Below are 19,791 nucleotides of genomic sequence, written 5' to 3'. Positions count from 1 at the left end.
TGATGACGTCCATGCCACTTCCGCGGGGCGTGGCCGTACCGTGAAGACGTGAACACGCGCATCCTGGTGGTCGATGACGATCCGACCGTCTCCGAGGTCGTCGCCCGCTATCTGGAGCGCGACGGGCACGAGGTCGAGTGTGTGGGCGACGGCGCGGAGGCGCTGCGCAGGGCGCTGGCGCACCCGCCGGACCTCATGGTTCTCGACCTCATGCTGCCCAAGATCGACGGGCTGCAGGTGTGCAGGAAGCTCAGGGAGCGCTGGCCGGTCCCGGTGATCATGCTGACCGCGCTCGGCGAGGAGATCGACCGGGTGGTCGGCCTGGAGACGGGGGCCGACGACTACGTGACCAAACCGTTCAGCCCCCGTGAGCTGGCGCTGCGCGTGCAGTCCGTGTTGCGGCGGGCCAGGGGCGCCTCCGTGACCGGCGGGACCGGGGTGCTGCGTGACGAGGACCTCGTGGTGGACGTGGGAGCCCACGAGGTGCGGCTGCGCGGGAACGAGGTCATGCTGACCGCCCGGGAGTTCGACCTGCTGGCATACCTCATGCGCAATCCGCGCCAGGCGTTCAGCCGCTCGGCGCTGCTGAACCAGGTCTGGGGGTGGTCGTTCGGCGACTCGTCCACGGTGACCGTGCATGTACGGCGGCTGCGGGAGAAAATCGAGCCCGATCCGACCGCCCCGCGCAGGATCGTCACCGTGTGGGGGGTCGGCTACCGGTACGAGCCCTTGGAGGACGGCTCATGATGCCTTCTCTGTGGATGGTCGTCGCCGTGGCGGCCGGGCTGGGGCTGCTGGTCGCGCTCGCGGGGATCTGGCTGATGGGGCGGCTGCGCACCAGGTCCATCGGGGCGATGATGGCCGTGGTCGTGGTGGTCGCCGTGGCCGCGACGCTGGCCGGCATCGTGGCGATCATCATGCAGATGCTCCTCGAGGGAGCGGTCAGGGACTTCGTGCTCGTCGTGGTGGCCGTCGGGGGCCTGGTGGGTCTCGGGGTCGCGTTCGTGCTGGCCAAGCGGGTGGTGCGGGAGAGCAAGCGGCTCGTGGACGCCGTACGGGAGCTGCCCTTCGTGGCGCCGCAAGGGCTGCCCGCCGAGTTGCAGACGATCGCGAACACGCTGGAGGAGGCGTACGCGCGGGAGCGGGCCCTGGAAGGGGCGCGGCGCGAGCTCGTCGCCTGGGTGAGCCACGACCTGCGGACGCCGCTGGCCGGGATGCGGGCCATGGCCGAGGCGCTGGAGGACGGGGTGGTGTCGGACACCGAGACGGTCGCCCGCTATCACGGCCAGATCAAGCTGGAGGTGGAGCGACTGTCCGCCATGGTGGACGACCTGTTCGAGTTGTCCCGCATCCACGCCGGGGCCCTGCGGCTGTCCAGGGGCCGGATCGGGCTGACGGACCTCGTGGCCGACACTCTGGCGGGAGCCGAGCCGCTCGCCAGGGCCAAGGGCGTGGTGCTCACCGCCGAGGCGGCGGAGCCCGTGCCGGTGGAGGCCGACGCCGGGGCGCTCGGGCGGGCCCTCGGCAACCTCGTGGTCAACGCCATCCGGCACACGCCGTCGGACCGGACCGTGGTGTTGCGGGCCGGGGTGGAGGAGGGGATGGCGTGCCTGTCCGTGACGGACTGTTGCGGGGGGATTCCCGACGAGGATCTGCCTCGGGTGTTCGAGGTGGCTTTCCGTGGGGAGGCGGCGCGGACTCCCACCGCGGACGGCGGCGCGGGGCTCGGGCTGGCCATTGCGCAGGGCATCGTGGAAGCGCACGACGGGCTGATCGGGGTGGTCAACGAGGGGCCTGGGTGCCGGTTCGAGATCCGGCTTCCCCTGGTCAGCGGCTGACGCCCTTAGTCGGTTCGTGCGGCCCGGCGCCGTTCGCGGCAGTCGTATCGGGTATGTCCGGCTGGGTGCCGAACGACTCCGACATTGCCCGAAATGTCGGGCAGGGCCAGCGCCACATGCAGCTCCTGCACCGCAGGATCGGGTGCGCGGCGTCGCTGGTGATGCCGCCCGCGTCCCTCGGCTGGTGGAGATCGAGCAGCCTGAGCCCCAATTCGGAAAATTTGAGCAAATCGCTGCGGGCGCCGGCGAGGAACTCCAGGTCCTCGGTCGCCAGCCGGGTGCGGATGGGGACGTAGCCCTCGTGGTTCACCAGGCCACGGAGCCGTCCTGCTTCGTCATGCCATGAGGTGGCCTTCTCTGTGCGGATGAGGATGGACTCCAGGCGTTCTCGGAGCCCCTGACGCTGGAGATCTTCAGGGTTTTCTGCCTTCATCGATACGGGATCCGCCCCTCCTGCTCGACGCCGCGGCGGCTGATTCGGTGTCACACTGTCAAGCTTTGCGTACTCTCTGTTTCCGTGGAGCCCAAACGACGGACAAAAACCTGTCGTTGCCCTCTCGGCGTGACAACGTGACCGAATGGCTTCGCGCCGCTAGCCTGCCCCTGTGGAGCTCAAGGTCTCGACTCGATCACATGCCGGGTGCGCGGTCGTCGCGGTCACCGGGGAAATCGACCTCTATACGGCGCCTCACCTGCAGTCCGAGTTCACTCGGCTGCTGCAGGAGGGGCCAAGCCGGGTGGTCATCGACATGTCCGCCGTGGATTTCTGCGACTCCACGGGGATGAACGTGCTGCTTTCGGCGCTCAAACGGATGAAAGAACAGGGTGGGACGCTCGAGGTGGCCGCGCCACGTCCCGCCGTACGCAAGATCCTGCAGGTCACCGGGCTCGACTCGGTGTTCATCGTGCATGACGAGGTGCCAGAGGAGTTCCTCATCGCCGAGGGATCGTGACGCGAGCCGTACGCGGACGCGGGGCGGTGCTGCCGGTGTGTGCTGCCCGGCCGCACCCCCGTGTCCGGCGCGTCGATGTGCAGTGCCGGGTAGGCGTGAGGTGGAGCGTCCTACGGCTTGGGCGGTGATGGCGACGTCCCGTTCGGGTGATGTTCTCTCCCTGGGGCGACTACCTTGGAGGACGATGTTGTCCTGTTCATGGAAGGTGACGGTCAGTGACCGGTGACACCGCGGTCATCATCCCGGCCGCCAACGAGGCTGACCGCATCGCGGCCACCGTCAAGGCCGCCGCGGCACTGCCCGGCGTGGACCTTGTCGTGGTCGTCGACGACGGCTCGCGGGATCAGACCGGCAGGGTGGCGCGCGCGGCGGGAGCCCGGGTGGTGCGGCACAGCCGCAACAGGGGCAAGGCCGCGGCGATGGAGACCGGAGCGGAGGCCGTACGCCTCCTGGACGAGGACGCCACCCCCCGCCACCTGCTCTTCCTCGACGCCGACCTGGGCCGGACGGCCGCCGCCGCGGCGCCGCTCGTCGAGCCCGTGCGCGCGGGCGAGGCCGACATGACCATCGCCGTGTTCACGACGAGGGTGAAGCTCGGCGGCCACGGCTTAGTCGTACGCCTGTCCAGGGAGGGCATCCGCCGGGCCACCGGCTTGGAGCTCGCCCAGCCGCTCAACGGTCAGCGTTGCCTGACGAGAGCGGCCTTCGAGGCGGCCCGGCCGCTGGCGCACGGGTTCGGCGTAGAGACCGCGCTGACGATCGACCTGGTGCGCAAGGGCTTTCGGGTGACGGAGGTCGAGGTGGACATGGCACATCGGGCGACAGGGACGGACTGGCGGGCGCAGCTCCACCGCGCGATCCAACTCCGTGATGTGGCCCGCGCCCTGGCGATTCGCGACCCTCTGGTCACCCAAAACCTCCACAAACTTCACCCCAATCGCTGACCACCTGCGCCTCCGGCCCGGGCCGTTGTCGTGCTCCGCCGGTTATCCACAGGCAACGGCCATCCGGCCGAAGCGGGTCGGCGTGTGTGCTGGAATTTGCGGGTGACTTCGCAGACGCGGCACGACAAGGCACGAGGCCGGCTGGCAGGGGCGGCCACGGGGGCGATCGGTGTCTCGATCCTGCTGACGATCATTATCGGCCTGCTCGGCCCGTCCCCCGTGGTGCCCGCACTGAGTGGTCCGGCCTGGCACCCGCCCTATTCTCTCGACGTCCACCCCGCGCCTCATCTGACCGTCGCCCTCGCCGCTGTCGCGCTCATCCTGGGCGGGCTCGGCCTCCTGGCCGCCCTTCTCTCCCTGCGTTGGACCCCCGCGGCCAATGCCGAAGTTCCGATTTCGGTCGGCTCCGGCTCAGCCGGGACTCAAGCCGCACCCGGCCAAGAGACCCAGGCGATGGCACGGCGGCCCGGCCGACGCCGCTGGGGCTTGCCGAGCGCGCGCCTGCTGGTGCTCATGGGCTGCCTCGCCGCCGGGATCCTGGCGTTCCTGCCTCCGTCGGGCTCCGCCGACCACCTCAACTACGCCGCGTACGGCCGCATGGTGACGCTGGGCCTCAGCCCCTACACCCACGGTGCCGCCGACCTGGCCGGCGACCCCGTCGCCGACGCGGTCGAGGAGCCGTGGCGTGAGGAGGCCAGCGTCTACGGGCCGATGGCGACGGCTCTGCAAGCGGCCGCGAGCTGGGTCGGCGGGGACTCGCTCCGGTTGACGATCTTCGTTCTGGCGCTCTTCAACGCCGCCGCCTTCATCGCGACCGGCCTCCTCATCGACCGTTTCACCAAGGACGACCCGGACCGGCGGCTTCGGGCGGCCCTGCTGTGGACGGCCAACCCGCTCTTGCTCTATCACCTGGTCGCGGGCATGCATGTGGACACGTTGGCCGTCGCCTGCATGGTCGCGGCGCTCCTGGCCAGGAGCCGCTCCGTGGGCTCGGGCGCCCTGCTCGGGCTGGGGGTGGCCATCAAGATCAATGCTGGCCTCGTGGCCCTCGGGCCTGCCTGGGAGCTGCGCAGGCGCCCCGCCCGGCTGGCCCTCATGGCCGGGTGCGCCCTGGCGCTGGTGGTCGCCGGCTACGCGATCGTCGGGGCCGAGGCGATCACGCCGGTGACGCGCACCAGCAAGTCGATCTCGCATGCCTCTTACTGGAAGCTCGTCCAGGGCTGGCTCCAGTCCATCGTGGGCACGGGAAGCGCCTACCGGGGCGAGATCCAGGTCGGCTCGTTGCTGGTGCTCGCGCTCGTCGCCTGGTGCCTGCTCCGCTGGGCCTCCCGCACGCACTGGGCCGGCGGGGAGGCGCCCGTGGTGGCGGCGGGGCTGGTGGTGGCATACCTGTTCGCCACGCCGTACATCCTGCCTTGGTATGACGGGCTGGCGTTCGGGATGCTGGCGCTCGTGGCGGCCTCCGCCGTGGACGGGTTCATGGTCGCTCACCTGCTGGCGTTGTCCCTCGCCTACTTGCCTGCCCGGGTCGAGGCGCAGCCCGCCGATCTCGAGTGGCTCAGGACGGTGGTCCGGCCTCAGATCGCGTGGGTGCTGCTCGCCCTGACCGTGGCGCTGGCGGTGTGGGCGTGGCGAGCTGCAGGGCGCGCACACAGGCGGCCAGCGTCAGCGGGACGGCGACCGTCAGCGCCATAGCCGGGATGGCGATGCCCGAGTCGTTCATCAGGAAGCCGACGAGGGCGCACGTCAAGGCGCCGAACAGGCCTGCTCTGAGCGTCGGGGCCAGTCCATACGCCTGGCCGAGCGCCGGCGCCCCCCAGCGCGAGGGCCGGGTGAGGACCAGGAACAGGAACGCCAGCGCCACCACCGACAGGAGGGTCAGTGACCAGTTGCCGACCGTTACGCCGATCATGGCGCTGAACTTGCGGCCGACGACGGACCACGCCTGACCGTCGATGACCTGCTGCACGAACGTGCCCAGGTGGGTCCGCTGGGTCTCGGGCCGCAGCCAGTCGACCACGGACAAGGCGCCGACCAGCGCCGCCCCCGCCAGGCCGACCAGCAGAAGGCGCAGCACCGACACCCGTCTGCCCGAGAGCAGGATGAGGAAGACGGCCAGCCCGACCACGAACGCCGGCACCCCGCCGAAGTCCGCACCCCACGACGGCCAGCCATCCGCGAACACCGCGAAGCCCCCATACAGCGAGCACGCCCCCACCACGACAAACCTGGACACGCCCCTGCTCAGCAACCATTGCGCCACCCCGGCCAGCCCGAGGATGGTGCCCGTGGCGTAGACGGCGAAGGCGATGTTGCTGAAGCCGTAGAACCGCCCTCCGGTCACGGGCTCGTAGCCGGTCACGGCGTTCACCTGGAGTCTGGAGCCGGTCATGACGTCGATGAGGAGGGCGAGGGAGGTGATCGCGGCTACGGCGGTGAGCGGGCCGAGGACGTGCGCCCGCCAGGGGCCGGCGAAGGCGACGGCGGTGATCAGGCCGGCGATGGCCAAGATCGTCACAATGACGGACAGCATCGGCACCGGCAGTGCCCACCAGGGCACCAACTGTGCCAGGAACGTGGAGACGGCGATGGCTCCGCTGACGACCGCCACGACTTGCACGGCACGCAGGAGCTTGGAGGTGCTCGCGAGCTGGTCGGTCGCGGCGGAGGAGGTGGAAGCGCTGAGGTGCGGTGGCTGGGCGGGGGTGCGGCGGCGGCGGAGTGCCAGGGCGGCCCAGGCGTAGAAGAGGAGCTGGACCGTCACCAGGACGGTGAAGAACGGGCCGCGAACCTCGCGGAGGACCTGGCTGGCCAGATCGCCGTCCGCCAGCTCCGCCACCGTGCCCGCCGCGGTTGCCGGCCCGGGACCACCCGGTTGCCAGGGGCGGCCCACCACCTCGCGCGGGGCGGTCAGGCCCAGGAGCTGGATGGTGGTGGCGGTGAGGTCGGTGATGGTGACCAGGGCGTCCTGGCGGGTGGAGGTGGCGGTGAGGTGGCCGCGCGGGTACGGCTCCCCGCTCGGGGACGGGCCGGCGGCGATCGCCACGTGCAGGTGCGCGTTCGGGGTCACGTCCGAGATTCCGGCCACCAGGATCGTCGTGCCGGACGGCACCTTGCCGACCAGGGCGCCGATTTGCTGGTCCGCCCGGGCCACGGCGGCCTGGCGAGCCGGGGCCGACAAGGGGACCGGGACGCCGTACTCGTCGAGGGGCTGGCCGGCCCAGGCGTCCGCGAGGTCGGAGGCCTCGAAAACGATCAGGTTGTACGGGGCAGGGTCGCCCAGGGCATCGAGATTGGGGGCGTATTTGGCGATATTTCCGGACCTGTCGGCCCCGGCAATCGCGGCGCCCGGTCCGACGGCCGCAACCTTGCCACCCCCGTCCGTCACCACTTGCCCCAAGGTCCCGAGCCGCGCGTTGAAGCCGGTCTCCGACTGATGCGCCGTCAACGTCGACCAGTTGGGGACGGCCGCACCCGCGCCCGCCGACTGGGGCGCGGCAGGGGCCGGGCAGCCCTTGCCCGCCGTGCCGGCCCGCTGACCGGCGGAGACCGTCATCCAGCCGGCGACGGGGCAGGTTATGCCGCGGTCCGGCGGGGGCACGGCCCGGGTCGAAAGCGAGGCCGAGGCGCCCTGGCTCACCAGACGCCACAGGTTGGGCGTCCGGGCCTGGTCGAGATCGCTCCATTCGAGCCCAGGCACGCCGATGAGGGCCACGCGCCCCTCGGCCGTGGTCGCCCATGCCGCTCCGGCCGCGCTCGTCAGGGCAAGCGGTCCCGCGATCACCATGCCCAGCAGGAGCACCACGACGAACCGGCGAAGGCGGGACCCGCGACCTACGAGCGAGCGCCGCTCGTGGCGTGCCGGGGTTGGCATGGCGTCGTTCGGCATGGACGGAATCGTTCCTCAAGACTGAGCGGGAGCAAACCTGATCTCAGAGCTTATGCTCACGGACGCGCGAAACGCGGTCGCCGGGTAACGTGCCACCTCGTGATAGATGGCGAGGTGCGGGTGATCCGGCGGCAGTGGTGGGCGTGGGCGGTCGCGGCGCTCGTCGTCGTGGCGGCCGTGGCGCCGTTGGTGCACGCGTGGCTCACCAACCCGGACGATCAACGGCTGGTCGACCTGGACGTCTACCGCACCGGTGGGCAGATGCTGCTCGAGGGGCGACGGGTCTACGACTACTTCACGCCCGCGCCGCAACTGCTGCCGTTCACCTACCCGCCCGTCGCCGCGATGCTGGCGGTGGTGCTGGCGAAGATGTCCTGGGAGACGGCCCAATGGGTGTGGACGGCCGGGATCTTCGTGGCGCTGGCCGTGACGGTGTGGTTCGCATTCAGGGAGGCGCTGAGCGGACCGGCGGTGCGGAAATACGTGCCGTGGGCGTTCGCCCTGCTCATGGTGGCCTGCGCTTACCTGATGCCGATCAGAGACCAGGTGCGCTTCGGGCAGGTCGACATCATGCTCGTCGCGCTGTGCCTGGCCGACTGCGTGGCCAGGCGGCCGTGGTGGCCTCGGGGGTTCCTGATCGGGCTGGCCACGGCGGTGAAGCTGACGCCCGGCGTCTTCCTGATCTATCTGCTGATCACCAGGCAGTGGCGCACGTTCTTCATGGCGTCGTTCGCGGCGGCGGTGCTCACGTTGGTGCCGTTCGCGGTGATCCCGCAGGACGCGGCCGACTTCTGGTTCTCGGCGCTGCTCGATCCCGAGCGCCTCGGCTCGAACGCGGCCACCACCAACCAGTCGATCCGCGGCATGCTGATCCGCCTCTACTTGCCGGACGCGCTGACGTCCGTTCTCTGGCTCGCGATCGTGGCCGGGGTCGGCTGGTACGGCTTCCGCGGCGCCCGTGACGCGTACCGGGCGGGTGACCAGCTCACCGCGGTCGCGCTCGTCGGCCTGATGGCCGTGCTGCTCTCGCCCGTCGCGTGGATCCACCACCTGGCCTGGGTGGTCGTGGTGCTCGGCGCGATCGTCGGCGACGGGCGGGATCCGGCCAGGCTGCGGGTGGCGGCGGGGGTGTGGCTGTACTACGTGGTGCCGATCCCGTGGTGGGGAGTTTCGCTGAAGGCCGCGGACATACCGGGGGTCAGCGTGGTGCTGGGGAAGATCGTTCAGAACGGGTTCGGGCTGGGGGCGCTGGCTCTGGTGTGGATGTTGGTGTCCTGGTTGCCGAAACACCGGAGATCCCCTGACTGAACCATTACCCTCTGTGCCGTGCTCGTTACCACCTGGATCATCGTGGGCGTCGTCGCCGGGGTCAGTGGCGTCATGATCGGTTATCTGGCGCTCCGGCAGGCCAGAGCCGTCGTGGAGGACTGCCAGCGGATGCTGGCCAGACAGACCAGCGAGGGCAGGGGCGATCTCAAGGCCATCAGGGACGTGGCCGTCTGCCGGTACGACGCGCTCTCCGAGATGACGGGGCGGCTGTCATTCTCGATCGCGATGATCAACGGGCTGGGTGACGGCATCGTCCTGACCTCGATCAACGGCCGGAGCGAGACCCGTACGTACGTGCGGCCGGTGGTGGGCGGGAAGGGGCAGCAGCCGCTGTCGCCGGAGGAGGAAGAGGCGGTGCGCGCGGCCAGGCTGGGGCTCGGCCCGTTGGTCCCGTCTCGGGCATCAGGCCCGCTCTGACGGCCGGAACGGACCGTCGGCCCTGGGTGAGGCGTGGGACGGACCGTCGGCCCTGGGTGAGGGCGTGGGACGGACCGTCGGCCCTGGGTGAGGGCGCGGGTCGGGCGGTCGGCCTCGGGTGAGGGCGTGGGACGGTGCAGGCCGTGGCGAAAGGGCGCGCGTGCCTGCCGACCTGCGGATACTCTAGATGCATGCCCAGACTCGCCTATCTCGGGCCGGAGGGGACCTTCACCGAAGAGGCCCTGCGGCTCCTCGACCCCACCGCCGAGCGGCTGCCCTGCGCCACGGTCAGTGCCGCGCTCAACGCCGCTCGCACCGGCGAGGCCGATGGGGCCGTGGTCCCGTTGGAAAACTCGATCGAGGGCGCGATCACCACGACGCTCGACGAGTTCGCCTGGGGCGAGCCGTTGCTGATCACGGCCGAGCTGCTGCTGCCCGTGCAGTTCTCGCTGCTGGCCCGGCCCGACACCGAGATCCCGCACATCAAGCGCGTCTACACGCATCCTGCGGCCATCACCCAGTGCCGCGCCTTCCTCGCCCGAGAGCTGCCCGACGCGGTCGTGGTGGCCGCGCCTTCGACGGCGGCCGCGGCGCAGGAGGTGTCGCTGCCGGGCGCCCCATACGACGCCGCCATCGCCGCCCGCATCGCCGGCGAGCACTATGGGCTGGTCGAGCTGGCCACCGACATCGGCGACAGGTCGGACACCGTGACCAGGTTCGTCAAAGTCGGCCGCCCCGGGCCGCTGCCCGAGCCGACCGGCTCCGACCGCACCACGCTGGTCGTTTTCCTGGCTGACGACCACCCGGGCGCGCTCTTGGAGATGCTGACCGAGTTCTCCGTGCGCGGGGTCAACCTGACGCGCATCGAGTCGCGGCCCACCGGCGACGGCATCGGGCGTTACTTCTTCCACTTCGACTTCGAGGGGCACGTGGCCGACGCCCGGGTCGGCGAGGCCATCTCGGGGCTGCACCGCATCTGCGGCGAGGTGCGTTTCCTGGGCAGTTACCCGCGGGCCGACGGCATCGCGCCGCAGATCAAGCGAGGCACGGCCGACGCCGAGTTCGCCGAGGCAGGCGATTGGCTCGCCCGCATCCGCGCCGGGCAGGTCTGAGCGTCCCAGCGTCCGCGAGTCCGAGTGTCTCAGCGTCCGCGAGTCCGGCGTCCGCGAGTCCGGCGCCCGCGAGTCCGAGCGTCTCAGCGTGCGCGAGTCTGAGCGTCCCAGCATCCCGTCGCCCTGAGCGACGCTCGCCCTGAGCGACGCTCGCCCTGCCCGGGTCCTTTGGCGGTCAGGCGGGTGTGTCGGGGTCGCCGACGAGGGGCCGCGGCCGCCGAGACTGCCGTTCGGGACATGAGGCCCGGTGCGTGGTCACCGCGACCGCGTCGGGCAGGTGAGCGGCAGGTCGGGGGACGGTCATGGCGGGCAGAGGTAATCCGGGGGCGAGACGCAGCCGGGCGCCGGTAGCCTTTCCTTGTGATTGACCTGCGTACCCTTCGTGAGCATCCCGACCGGCTACGGGCGTCGCAGCGTGCCCGCGGTGAGGACGACTCCGTCGTCGACACGCTGCTCGACCTCGACGAGCGCCGCCGATCCGCGCTGACCTCGTTCGAGTCTCTGCGCGCCGAGCAGAAGAGCATGGGCAAGTCGGTCTCCAAGGCGCAGGGCGAGGAGAAGGCGGCGCTGCTCCAGCGTGCCAAGGACCTCGCGAGCCAGGTCAAGGCGGCCGAGGCGGAGGCGGAGAAGCTCGGGGCCGAGCTCGACGAGCTCGTCCAGACGCTGCCCAACATCGTCGAGGAGGGCGCGCCGCCCGGCGGCGAGGACGACTACGTGGTGCTCGAGACCCACGGCGAGCCGCGGAAGTTCGACTTCGAGCCCAAGGACCACCTGGAGCTGGGCGAGGTGCTCGGCGCCATCGACATGGAGCGGGGCGCCAAGGTGTCCGGCTCGCGGTTCTTCTTCCTCAAGGGTGTGGGCGCGCGCCTGCAGCTGGGGCTGCTCAACATGGCCATGCAGCAGGCGATCGAGGCCGGGTTCACGCCGATGATCACACCGGTGCTCGTCAAGCCGGAGACCATGCAGGGCACCGGCTTCCACGTGGCCCACGACAAGGAGATCTACCGGCTGCCGGAGGACGACCTCTACCTGGTCGGCACCTCGGAGGTCTCGCTGGCCGGCTACCACGCCCAGGAGATCATCGATGCCGGCGAGCTGCCGCTGCGTTACGCGGGCTGGTCGTCGTGCTTCCGCCGCGAGGCGGGCTCCTACGGCAAGGACACCAGGGGCATCATCCGGGTCCACCAGTTCGACAAGGTCGAGATGTTCTCCTACGTGCGCCCCGAGGATGCCCACGAGGAGCACCAGCGCCTGCTGGCCTGGGAGAAGGAGATGCTGGCCAAGATCGAGGTCCCCTACCGGATCATCGACACGGCGGCGGGCGATCTCGGCATGTCGGCCGCCCGCAAGTTCGACTGCGAGGCCTGGATCCCCACCCAGGGCCGCTACCGGGAGCTGACCTCCACGTCCAACTGCACCGAGTTCCAGGCTCGCAGGCTCGGGACCCGCTACCGCGACAAGGACGGCAAGCCGCGCCACCTGGCCACGCTCAACGGCACGCTCGCCACGACCCGCTGGATCGTGGCGATCCTCGAGAACCACCAGCAGGCCGACGGCTCCGTGGTGGTTCCCGAGGCGCTGCGCCCTTACGTGGGCCTCGACGTGCTCACGCCGGCCAAGTAGCCCTCGCCGGCCGAGCAGCCCACGTCGGCCAAGCAGGGCTCAAGGAGTCCAGGGAGGACTGTCCGCCGGCGAGCTTGCCCGGCGGGCGTCCCTCCTGATGAGGGTGAGGGCGGGCAGCAGCACCAGCGCGGTCAGCAGCACCGCGAGCACGACCGCCGCCCAGTAGGCCGCAGGCGTGCCCGCCGCCCACCCGTGGAAGGGCGTGTAGACGCTCAGGTAGACCAGCGGCGCGCCCAGCACCCCGACGGCGAGGGGCGCCGGCCGCGCCCGCCCCGTGAAGAGCAGCGCGATGCACACCGCGAACCCCACCGGGATGGTCATCAGACCGAGGAGCCGCACCACGACGTCGAGATCGGCGATCGGGCCGGCGAAGCGCGGCGCATTCACCACAGCCAGATAACTCAGGCAGGCGGCTGCGGCGAAGCCCAGGTAGAGGCGGTGGTATCGGCGTAGCCCCGCTCCGGCGCAGCCGAACAACATGCACGCGGCCAGGAAGATCGCCACGTGCATCTCGGGAGAGAGGTCCACCGACGGGCTCTCCGGGTCGTTGCCCGGCCAGCCGAGCCGCCGCCAGGTGCCCGCCTCGTCGCGGACCACGATGCCGTCCAGCCCGTTCGCGACGACCACGACGTGCCCGCCGCGCCAGGCCTGCACGGCGAGCCCCATCGAGCGCAGCCCGGACTCGTCGTCGTACGTCCTGACGAGGCGCTCTCGCTCGTCGCCGTCGGACAGGGACCACGAGGGGTGCCAGGTGTCGCCGCCGTCGTCGGACTGCTCCACGGCCATCAGGCCGGGCACCACCCGATAGCAGCGCGTCGCCTGGTAGGGCACACACGCGGCGGCCTGCGGCGACTTGACGTCCTGGAGTCGGCTGCGGATGTCTGGAGGCAGGTCGTCGAAGGGGACGCTGCTCGACGACCAGGTGGCCGCATGGTCCTCGGACTCCCAGATGGTGAAGTCGTCGGTGTACACGAGGATCCGGTCGTCCTTCACCTCGACCGCAGCGGCTGTGGGCGGGCCAGGCGCGGCGGAGGTGGCGGTGACCGCAAGGACGGCCAGCGGCATCGTCACGATGATCCGCCAGCGTGGGGAGGAACCTGCCGCGAGGCTGCGCCGACGTACCCACCAGGCCAGCGCGAGCGCCGGCAGGGCGAGAAGGTCCGTGGAATCGGCCAGGACGCGCGAAGGGCCCGCTATGAGGGTCCAAGCTTGGGAGGCGGCCTCAGCGCCCGTCTCCGTCGTTTTCACGAGCGCGAACAGCACTCCCGTCAGCACGGTGGCGGCCAGGTCGGCCCGCCGCCAGAAGAACAGGGCCAGAAGCGCGGGCGCCACGACAAGGCCGGCCGCGTCGCTGAGCTTGCCCGTCACGAACCCGGGCCAGGCCTGCTTGAGCAGGTGGTCGTTGACCAAGAGCACGATCACCCCGGCAACGGTCACGGGATGACATAACCACGCGTACCTCATATAGGTGTGGACGGTGCGGACGGCCCGGCGGTTGAGGTGTGGCCCCACCCGTGACCAACCCGACACAAGCAAAAGACCGAGGCCCGCTGGAAACGAACCCCGGTCTTGCTTGCCGATTACAGGTCAGACGGCGCGGACCTGCGAGGCCTGCGGCCCCTTCTGACCCTGCGTGATCTCGAACTCGACCCGCTGCCCGTCTTCAAGGCTGCGGTAGCCACTGCCGACGATCTCGGAGAAGTGCACGAACACGTCCGGCGCACCGCCGTCCGGGGCGATGAAGCCGAAGCCCTTCTCGGCGTTGAACCACTTGACGGTTCCCTGAGCCATAAAAGCTCTCCCTCAGGATGTGAATCTATGGGACCCACACCTCGTGGGTCCCGGTGTGTCGTACAGCAAGCACCCGGGGTGGCTCAGACAAAGTCATGCTGGTTTTCACTACGGGATCAGCTAATACAACGCCATCACATCTAACACCATTCTGGCGCGTTGGTGTTCCCCTCCCATGGAAGATTTCTCTCGGGCAGCATGACCGGGCAAACTGGAACCTGTTATGCAGAGCCTTCTCATGCCCCGTCTCGTGGCCACCGACCTCGACGGCACCGCGTTGCGTCCGGACGGAACGGTCTCTCCCCGTACGGTCGCGGCCTTCGGCCGGGTCGAGGAATCGGGCGCTGTGCTGGTGTTCGTGACCGGACGGCCGCCGCGGTGGATGGGCGGGGTCGCGAATGCGCTACGTCACCGCGGGCTCGCGATCTGTGCGAATGGGGCGCTGATCTACGACCTCCATACTGAGCGGATAGTGGAATCTCACCTCATCACGGTCGAGGTACTCGAGGAAGTCGTCGCTCAGCTAAGAGCGAACGTGTCCGATCTCGTATTTTCGGTCGAGTATGAAGCTGGTTTTGCGCATGAGTCCGATTTCCTGCTGGGTGGCCTGGACCGCGTAGGCGCCGGTGCGGTTCGTGCCGAGTCGGTGACGGCCCACCCTTGCGCCAAGCTGCTGGCCCTGCACCCGCACATGGGCCCGGACGAGCTGCAGGCCGTCGTGCACGAGTTGGTCGGGCACCTGGTGACCGCCACCCACTCCAGCGGCAGGGGCCTGATCGAGATGAGCGCGCAGGGCGTGACGAAGGCGACCGCCCTGGCGGCGCTCGCGGCGCAGCTCGAGATCAAGCCGTCGCAGGTCATCGCGTTCGGTGACATGCCGAACGACCTGCCCATGCTGAGCTGGGCAGGCACGTCGTACGCGGTCGCGAACGCGCACCCCGACGTGATCGCGGCGGTCGATCACGTGACCGCCGCGAACGACGACGATGGGGTCGCGCAGGTCCTGGAGAAGCTGTTCTAGAGGTAGGGCCCCGAGCCGCCGGGCGGCCGATGCCCCGGCTCGTCGTGCGGCACGCCGGGCAACGCCCTGCGCATCTGCTCCAGCTGGGCGCGCGCCGCCATCTGCTGCGCGAACAGCGTGGTCTGGATGCCGTGGAACAACCCCTCGAGCCAGCCGACCAGCTGAGCGTGCGCGATGCGCAGCTCGGCCTCGCTCGGCGGCGTGCCGTTGTCGTCGGTGAACGGCAGCGACAACCGCTCCAGCTCGTCGACCAGCTCCGGCGCCAGACCGTCCTCGAGCTCCTTGATGGAGGACGCGTGGATCTCCTTCAAGCGCTTGCGGCTGGCCTCGTCGAGGGGAGCGGCGCGGACCTCCTCCAGGAGCTGCCTGATCATGCTGCCGATACGCATCACCTTGGCGGGCTGCTCGACCAGCTGCGTGACCGAGCGGTCCTCGTCGCCGCTATCGCCCTGACCTTGGAAGTCCGGGCCCACCACCACGATGTGGGGGGTGTTGTTGTCCTCAGCATTCATATGACTCACCGTACTAGGAGGATCTTGCCGACGTGCTGTCCCGAATCCAACATACGGTGTGCTTCGGCCGCCTCGGACAGGGGAACTTCGGCGTAGACCACCGGACGCACCGCACCCGCGGCCACCAGCGGCCAGACGTTGTCCACGACGCTCCGGACGATGACGCCCTTCTCCTCCACCGGCCGCGAGCGCAGCGTGGTGCCGTGGACGGCGGCGCGCTTGGCCATGAGGGCGCCGATGTCGAGCTCGGCCTTGCGGCCGCCCTGCATCCCGATGATCACCAGCCGGCCGCCGGTGCGCAACGCCCGAACGTTGCCCGCGAGGTATTTGGCGCCCATGATGTCGAGGATCACGTCCGCCTTGATCTTTTCCGCGAAGTCCTCCTCGCGGTAGTTGACGACCTCGTCGGCGCCCAGGCGCAGGACCTGCTCGGCCTTCTCCGCGGTGCCGACGGTCGCGATCACGTGCGAGCCGAGCGCCTTGGCCAGCTGGACGGCGAACGTGCCCACGCCGCTGGCGCCGCCGTGCACCAGCAGTGTCTCGCCGCGGCGCAGCCGCCCGACCATGAACACGTTGGACCAGACCGTGCAGGCCGCCTCCGGCAGCGCCGCCGCGACCGTCAGGGGCACGCCGTCCGGCACCGGCATCACATGCTGCCAGGGCACGGCTACGCGCTCGGCGTAACCGCCGCCGCCGAGCAGTGCGCACACCTCGTCCCCGACCTGGAACTGCTCCACATCCGCGCCGACCTCGGCCACAACGCCGGCGACTTCGAGCCCCGGGTAAGGCGGCGTGCCGGGCGGTGGGTCATAGAATCCGTTGCGTTGCAGGACGTCGGCGCGGTTCACCGCCGAGGCCGCCACGTCGATGAGCACGTCTCCGCGCTCGACACGTGGCTCCGGCACCTCGCGCCACTCCAGCACCTCAGGGCCGCCGGGCTCGGTGATCTCAATGGCTCGCATGCGAACCACGGTAGCCGGGCAAAGAAGTTGTGGGTTGCCGGGCTGCACGGCAACGCGTGGCGTTACCCTGCAAGATATTTGCTGCCCCTTTAGACCCACCCGAGGGGGAACACGGTGGCAAGACACGATCGAGAAGAATCGCTCGAGGAACAGCTCGCCTGGCTGGACGCGATCAAGGAGACGGAAGAAGCTCCGGTCGCGGTCAGCGCCTCGAGTGCTTCTGCCGACGAGCCCATCGCCTCGCCGTACCCCAAGGACCCGTGGCTGCTCGTCCCGACGCAGCACGAGACGCCGACACCGCCGCTGTTCAGGGCCGCCGTCGACTCGGTTTACGGCCACTCGGCGGCCGAGGATCTGCCCGAGGCCGAGAGCGAGGCCGGGGAGTGGCTCGGCAAGGCGACCACCAGGGAGGAGCCCGCGAGCCCGGCCGGCCCGAGTGCGGACGACCCGTTCCACGCCCCGCTCAAGCCGCTGCCGCGCCCGGACGACACCGACACGTTCAGGTTGTCGTTCACGCCGCCCCTGGAGACCAGCACGCCCGAGCAGGTGGCGGAGGAGGCTAAGGACGCCTCGTGGCCGCCGGCCGACTGGTCACGCCCGGCCGAGGAGTCGCCGGCCGCCGAGCAGCCCAAGCAGTCCGAGGGCGACAAGCCCGGCCCCGCTGAGGCGGATGACGACGACGAGGCCTGGGAGGAGACCCTCCCCAGGAACGAGCGCCCGCAGTGGACGGACCCGCCGCTCAAGGACGTGCCTCCCCAGGACTCTGAGCCGCTCCAGCAGCGAGCCGAGCCGCTTCAGGAGCGAGCCGAGCCGCTGGAACGGCGTCCCGATCCGCTCCAGCTCCGTCCCGAGGCGGTGGAGCGGCGTCCTGATCCGGCCCAGCAGCGTCCCGAGCCGGTGGAGCCGCGTCCCGACCCGCCCCAGCAGCGAGCCGAGCCGCTGGAACGGCGTCCCGACCCGCTCCAGCAGCGTCCCGAGCCGACGGAACGGCCTGCCGAGCATGTCGAGCGGCGTCCCGAGCCGCCGTCCCCGCAGCAGGAGCGTCCTCAATGGACCGAGCAGCAGGAATGGCGGCCCGCGGAGCGCGAGATCCCCACACCGCCTCCACAGCCGCGCCGCCGCCCGGCCCCCATCCCCGTGTTCACCGCCCCGCCCAGGCCGCCGGTCACCGGCCGGCCCACCGCCGAGAGCCTGGACCCGGAGTCCCTGCTACGCGGACGGCGTAACGCCCCTTCCAAGGGCTGGCGCCGCCTGGTCTACAAGGCCTCCGGAGGCTGGATCAAGCCGGGCGAGCCACCGGAGGTACGCCGCCGCCGCCAGCTCATCGGCCGTGCCCGCACCCCCGTGACCACGGGGCACCACCGCGTGGCCGTGCTGAGCCTGAAGGGCGGCGTGGGCAAGACCACGACCACGGTCGGCCTCGGCGCCACCTTGGCGCAGATGCGCGGCGACCGCGTCATCGCCGTGGACGCCAACCCGGACCGCGGCACGCTCTCGGACAAGCTGGTCCTGGAGACCTCGGCCACCGTGCGCGACCTGCTCAACGAGCGCGACCAGGTCAAGCGGTACGTCGACATCAGGGCGTTCACCTCGCAGGCGCCCTCGCGCCTTGAGGTGCTGGCCTCCGACCGCGACCCGTCGGTCTCCGAGGCGTTCAGCGGCTCCGACTACCAGGCCGTCTCCCAGGTGCTGGAGAACTTCTACTCGATCTGCATCACCGACTGCGGCACCGGGCTGCTCCACTCGGCCATGGGCGGTGTGCTGGGGCTCGCCGACCAGATCGTCCTGGTCAGCTCCCCGTCGGTGGACGGCGCCAGGGCGGCCTCGGCCACGCTCGACTGGCTGGAGGCGCACCACTACGCCGACCTGGTGAAGAACGCGACCGTGGTGTTGTGCAGCGTCCGGCCCCGGTCGAAGTCGGCGGTCGACATCAAGAAGCTGGAGGCCCACTTCGCCGCCAGGTGCCGCGCCGTGATTCGGGTCCCGTACGACCCGCACCTGGAGGAGGGCGCGGAGATCGACCTGGACCGGCTGCAGGAGTCCACCAGGGACGCCTACCTCCAGCTCGCCGCCTGCGTCGGCGACGGATTCGCAGGGATCCGAGATTAAGCGGAGGGTATGGGATTCGAACCCATGAGGCCATCGCTGACCTGGCCGCTTTCAAGGCGGCTGCACTCGTCCACTATGCGAACCCTCCCGTGCGCCAACCACGATAGCGGCTGCGGTGACGCGGGTGTACGTTCAGGACGTGGCGGATCTCAACGTCGAGGTGGCGCGTGCTGACTCCGGCACGATCGTGCGCCTGGTCGGCGATCTCGACAAGCTCACCGCGCCGTTGCTCAAGGAACGCCTGCTGAAGCTCTTCGCCGACGGCCGGGTCGAGATCGTCGTCGACGCGACGCGGCTCGAGTTCTGCGACTCGAGCGGCCTGTGGGTGCTGGTCGAGCACCAGCGCAGGGTGGCAGCGCAGGCGGGCTGCTTACGTCTGGTCGGTGTGCACGGCGTGCTGCAGCGCGTCCTGGACGTGACCGGCCTCAAGGCCGCCTTCGACAGCGTGGTCCTGGCCGAGCTGTGAGGGTCACCGGTCGCCCAGCTGGGAAAGCAGCCACCTGGGACCCACGATCTCCGCGCCCAGCTCGCTGACCCGCTCCCGCAGCCCCCGATCCGCGGTGACCACGACCACCCGCTCCCACGGCCGGCTGTCCCGCACGACCTCCACGATCGCGTCGTCTCCGCTGCCGGCGGCCGCCACCACCTCGATCCCGGGAACGGCGGGCACGCTCTTGGCCGCCCCCTCGACGACCGCGACCACCCTCGGATACCACTGCGCCAGCACAGGATGGCCCAGCCTGAGCCCCGCCACGTCCTCAAGCAGCCGCGTCGCCGCCCCCGCGCGATCGCGCCACCAGCCATGCTCGGCCCGCGCGCCGACGATGTTGGCCACGTCGAGCACGATCGTCTCCGGCCTGATCGCCCCCTGGATCTCGCCCCATGTCGCCGCGAACCCCGGATGCAGCTTCCGCCCGGCCACCTCGTCCAGGGCCAGCCAGCGCAGCTCGGTGCTCTCGCGGTTGGCCGGCGCCGCGGCCAGCCGTTCGGCCGACGCCGCGATCACCGTCTCGAACGACCACCCGCCGTGATCGTCGAGGTAGACGCCCTGCACTCGCAGCCCTTCGCCGCGAAGCGCGGCCTCCTCGTGAGCCTCGCGCAACGCACTGGTGACGGCGTCCTCGTGGCTGTCCCGCGCCCCGCCAGGCAGCCCCCACGTGCCGCCATGGTGGCTCCACCATGAACGTTTCTGCATGAGCACGTACGGCACGCCCACGTCGTCATGGTGCACGATGAGCAACCCCGAGGCCCCATGCACCCCCCAATGCCTGTGGCCTAGAGAGCACTCGGC

At 70.4% G+C, this 19,791-nt stretch carries 18 protein-coding genes, 1 tRNA gene and 1 pseudogene; 12 read left to right on the top strand and 8 right to left on the bottom strand.

Annotated features, from left to right (window positions below; genetic code table 11):
* Positions 1-48: 48 nt before the first annotated feature.
* The gene (locus tag OHA25_RS06180) at positions 49-747 is read left to right on the top strand and encodes a response regulator transcription factor (protein WP_327586629.1); all 699 of its coding nucleotides are present in this window, start codon (positions 49-51) and stop codon (positions 745-747) included.
* Positions 744-1,838 carry a sensor histidine kinase gene (locus OHA25_RS06175; protein ID WP_327586628.1) on the top strand — a complete coding sequence of 365 codons (1,095 nt, stop codon included), beginning with the start codon at positions 744-746 and terminating at the stop codon, positions 1,836-1,838. Before OHA25_RS06180 ends, OHA25_RS06175 begins: the two co-directional genes overlap by 4 nt.
* Here OHA25_RS06175 and OHA25_RS06170 read toward each other — a convergent pair.
* Positions 1,828-2,271 carry a hypothetical protein gene (locus OHA25_RS06170; RefSeq protein WP_327586627.1) on the bottom strand — a complete coding sequence of 148 codons (444 nt, stop codon included), beginning with the start codon at positions 2,269-2,271 and terminating at the stop codon, positions 1,828-1,830. The two genes, OHA25_RS06175 and OHA25_RS06170, sit on opposite strands and share 11 nt — an antisense overlap.
* 172 nt (positions 2,272-2,443) lie before the next feature.
* On the opposite strand from OHA25_RS06170, the gene OHA25_RS06165 reads away from it, so the two are divergent.
* The 3 genes and pseudogenes from OHA25_RS06165 to mptB all read left to right on the top strand — a co-directional run.
* A complete protein-coding gene (locus OHA25_RS06165; protein WP_305914059.1) occupies positions 2,444-2,791 on the top strand; it encodes an STAS domain-containing protein in 348 nt (115 codons plus the stop codon).
* A gap of 215 nt (positions 2,792-3,006) precedes the next feature.
* Entirely contained in the window at positions 3,007-3,735 is a 729-nt protein-coding gene (locus OHA25_RS06160; RefSeq protein WP_327586626.1) for a glycosyltransferase family 2 protein, read from the top strand.
* A gap of 453 nt (positions 3,736-4,188) precedes the next feature.
* Positions 4,189-5,163 (top strand): annotated as a pseudogene (gene mptB / locus OHA25_RS61135) (polyprenol phosphomannose-dependent alpha 1,6 mannosyltransferase MptB); the annotation flags it as partial.
* A 130-nt stretch (positions 5,164-5,293) separates the two neighbouring features.
* Here mptB and OHA25_RS61130 read toward each other — a convergent pair.
* The gene (locus OHA25_RS61130; RefSeq protein WP_442942064.1) at positions 5,294-7,624 is read right to left on the bottom strand and encodes a hypothetical protein; all 2,331 of its coding nucleotides are present in this window, start codon (positions 7,622-7,624) and stop codon (positions 5,294-5,296) included.
* A 99-nt stretch (positions 7,625-7,723) separates the two neighbouring features.
* Between OHA25_RS61130 and OHA25_RS06150 the strand changes: the two genes are divergently transcribed.
* From OHA25_RS06150 to serS, 4 genes are all read left to right on the top strand, one after another.
* Positions 7,724-8,932, top strand: coding sequence for a glycosyltransferase 87 family protein (locus tag OHA25_RS06150; protein ID WP_327586624.1), 1,209 nt, complete (start codon positions 7,724-7,726; stop codon positions 8,930-8,932).
* An 18-nt stretch (positions 8,933-8,950) separates the two neighbouring features.
* Complete coding sequence (locus tag OHA25_RS06145; RefSeq protein ID WP_305914063.1) at positions 8,951-9,370, top strand: DUF4446 family protein; 420 nt, start codon at positions 8,951-8,953, stop codon at positions 9,368-9,370.
* 191 nt (positions 9,371-9,561) lie between these two features.
* Positions 9,562-10,482, top strand: a complete 921-nt coding sequence (gene pheA / locus OHA25_RS06140) for a prephenate dehydratase (RefSeq protein WP_327586623.1) — start codon at positions 9,562-9,564, stop codon at positions 10,480-10,482.
* Positions 10,483-10,842: 360 nt separating this feature from the next.
* Positions 10,843-12,105, top strand: a complete 1,263-nt coding sequence (gene serS / locus OHA25_RS06135) for a serine--tRNA ligase (protein WP_327586622.1) — start codon at positions 10,843-10,845, stop codon at positions 12,103-12,105.
* A 39-nt stretch (positions 12,106-12,144) separates the two neighbouring features.
* On the opposite strand, the gene OHA25_RS06130 is transcribed toward serS, so the two are convergent.
* Both OHA25_RS06130 and OHA25_RS06125 read right to left on the bottom strand, forming a co-directional pair.
* The gene (locus tag OHA25_RS06130) at positions 12,145-13,527 is read right to left on the bottom strand and encodes a hypothetical protein (protein ID WP_327586621.1); all 1,383 of its coding nucleotides are present in this window, start codon (positions 13,525-13,527) and stop codon (positions 12,145-12,147) included.
* A 165-nt stretch (positions 13,528-13,692) separates the two neighbouring features.
* On the bottom strand, positions 13,693-13,896 hold the full coding sequence (locus tag OHA25_RS06125; RefSeq protein ID WP_127938141.1) for a cold-shock protein: 204 nt from the start codon (positions 13,894-13,896) through the stop codon (positions 13,693-13,695).
* Between the two features lie 250 nt (positions 13,897-14,146).
* On the opposite strand from OHA25_RS06125, the gene OHA25_RS06120 reads away from it, so the two are divergent.
* On the top strand, positions 14,147-14,917 hold the full coding sequence (locus OHA25_RS06120; protein ID WP_327586620.1) for an HAD family hydrolase: 771 nt from the start codon (positions 14,147-14,149) through the stop codon (positions 14,915-14,917).
* Here the strand turns inward: OHA25_RS06120 and OHA25_RS06115 are convergent.
* Both OHA25_RS06115 and OHA25_RS06110 read right to left on the bottom strand, forming a co-directional pair.
* On the bottom strand, positions 14,914-15,429 hold the full coding sequence (locus OHA25_RS06115) for a bacterial proteasome activator family protein (protein ID WP_305914068.1): 516 nt from the start codon (positions 15,427-15,429) through the stop codon (positions 14,914-14,916). The genes OHA25_RS06120 and OHA25_RS06115 overlap by 4 nt on opposite strands.
* Positions 15,430-15,434: 5 nt before the next feature.
* Positions 15,435-16,391 carry an NAD(P)H-quinone oxidoreductase gene (locus OHA25_RS06110; RefSeq protein WP_327586619.1) on the bottom strand — a complete coding sequence of 319 codons (957 nt, stop codon included), beginning with the start codon at positions 16,389-16,391 and terminating at the stop codon, positions 15,435-15,437.
* Positions 16,392-16,505: 114 nt separating this feature from the next.
* On the opposite strand from OHA25_RS06110, the gene OHA25_RS06105 reads away from it, so the two are divergent.
* Entirely contained in the window at positions 16,506-18,500 is a 1,995-nt protein-coding gene (locus tag OHA25_RS06105; protein ID WP_327586618.1) for a MinD/ParA family ATP-binding protein, read from the top strand.
* A 1-nt stretch (position 18,501) separates the two neighbouring features.
* On the opposite strand, the gene OHA25_RS06100 is transcribed toward OHA25_RS06105, so the two are convergent.
* Positions 18,502-18,588: transfer RNA gene (locus tag OHA25_RS06100), tRNA-Ser, on the bottom strand.
* Positions 18,589-18,639: 51 nt separating this feature from the next.
* Between OHA25_RS06100 and OHA25_RS06095 the strand changes: the two genes are divergently transcribed.
* Positions 18,640-18,966, top strand: coding sequence for an STAS domain-containing protein (locus OHA25_RS06095; protein WP_327586617.1), 327 nt, complete (start codon positions 18,640-18,642; stop codon positions 18,964-18,966).
* A 3-nt stretch (positions 18,967-18,969) separates the two neighbouring features.
* Here OHA25_RS06095 and OHA25_RS06090 read toward each other — a convergent pair whose 3' ends face one another.
* A complete protein-coding gene (locus tag OHA25_RS06090; RefSeq protein ID WP_327586616.1) occupies positions 18,970-19,731 on the bottom strand; it encodes an NUDIX domain-containing protein in 762 nt (253 codons plus the stop codon).
* Between the last annotated feature and the right edge of the window lie 60 nt (positions 19,732-19,791).

The sequence above is a fragment of the Nonomuraea sp. NBC_00507 genome (assembly GCF_036013525.1).
GTDB lineage: Bacteria > Actinomycetota > Actinomycetes > Streptosporangiales > Streptosporangiaceae > Nonomuraea.
Note: the sequence above shows the minus strand (reverse complement) of the source record. Positions and strands in the feature narration are given on the sequence as shown.

Excerpts from the sequence above, each read along its gene's own strand:
- OHA25_RS06175 (WP_327586628.1), top strand. The coding sequence starts at position 744 with ATGATGCCTTCTCTGTGGATGGTCGTCGCCGTGGCGGCCGGGCTGGGG.
- OHA25_RS06170 (WP_327586627.1), bottom strand. The coding sequence starts at position 2,271 with ATGAAGGCAGAAAACCCTGAAGATCTCCAGCGTCAGGGGCTCCGAGAA.
- OHA25_RS61130 (WP_442942064.1), bottom strand. The coding sequence starts at position 7,624 with ATGCCGAACGACGCCATGCCAACCCCGGCACGCCACGAGCGGCGCTCG.
- pheA (WP_327586623.1), top strand. The coding sequence starts at position 9,562 with ATGCCCAGACTCGCCTATCTCGGGCCGGAGGGGACCTTCACCGAAGAG.
- OHA25_RS06125 (WP_127938141.1), bottom strand. The coding sequence starts at position 13,896 with ATGGCTCAGGGAACCGTCAAGTGGTTCAACGCCGAGAAGGGCTTCGGC.
- OHA25_RS06115 (WP_305914068.1), bottom strand. The coding sequence starts at position 15,429 with ATGAATGCTGAGGACAACAACACCCCCCACATCGTGGTGGTGGGCCCG.
- OHA25_RS06110 (WP_327586619.1), bottom strand. The coding sequence starts at position 16,391 with ATGCGAGCCATTGAGATCACCGAGCCCGGCGGCCCTGAGGTGCTGGAG.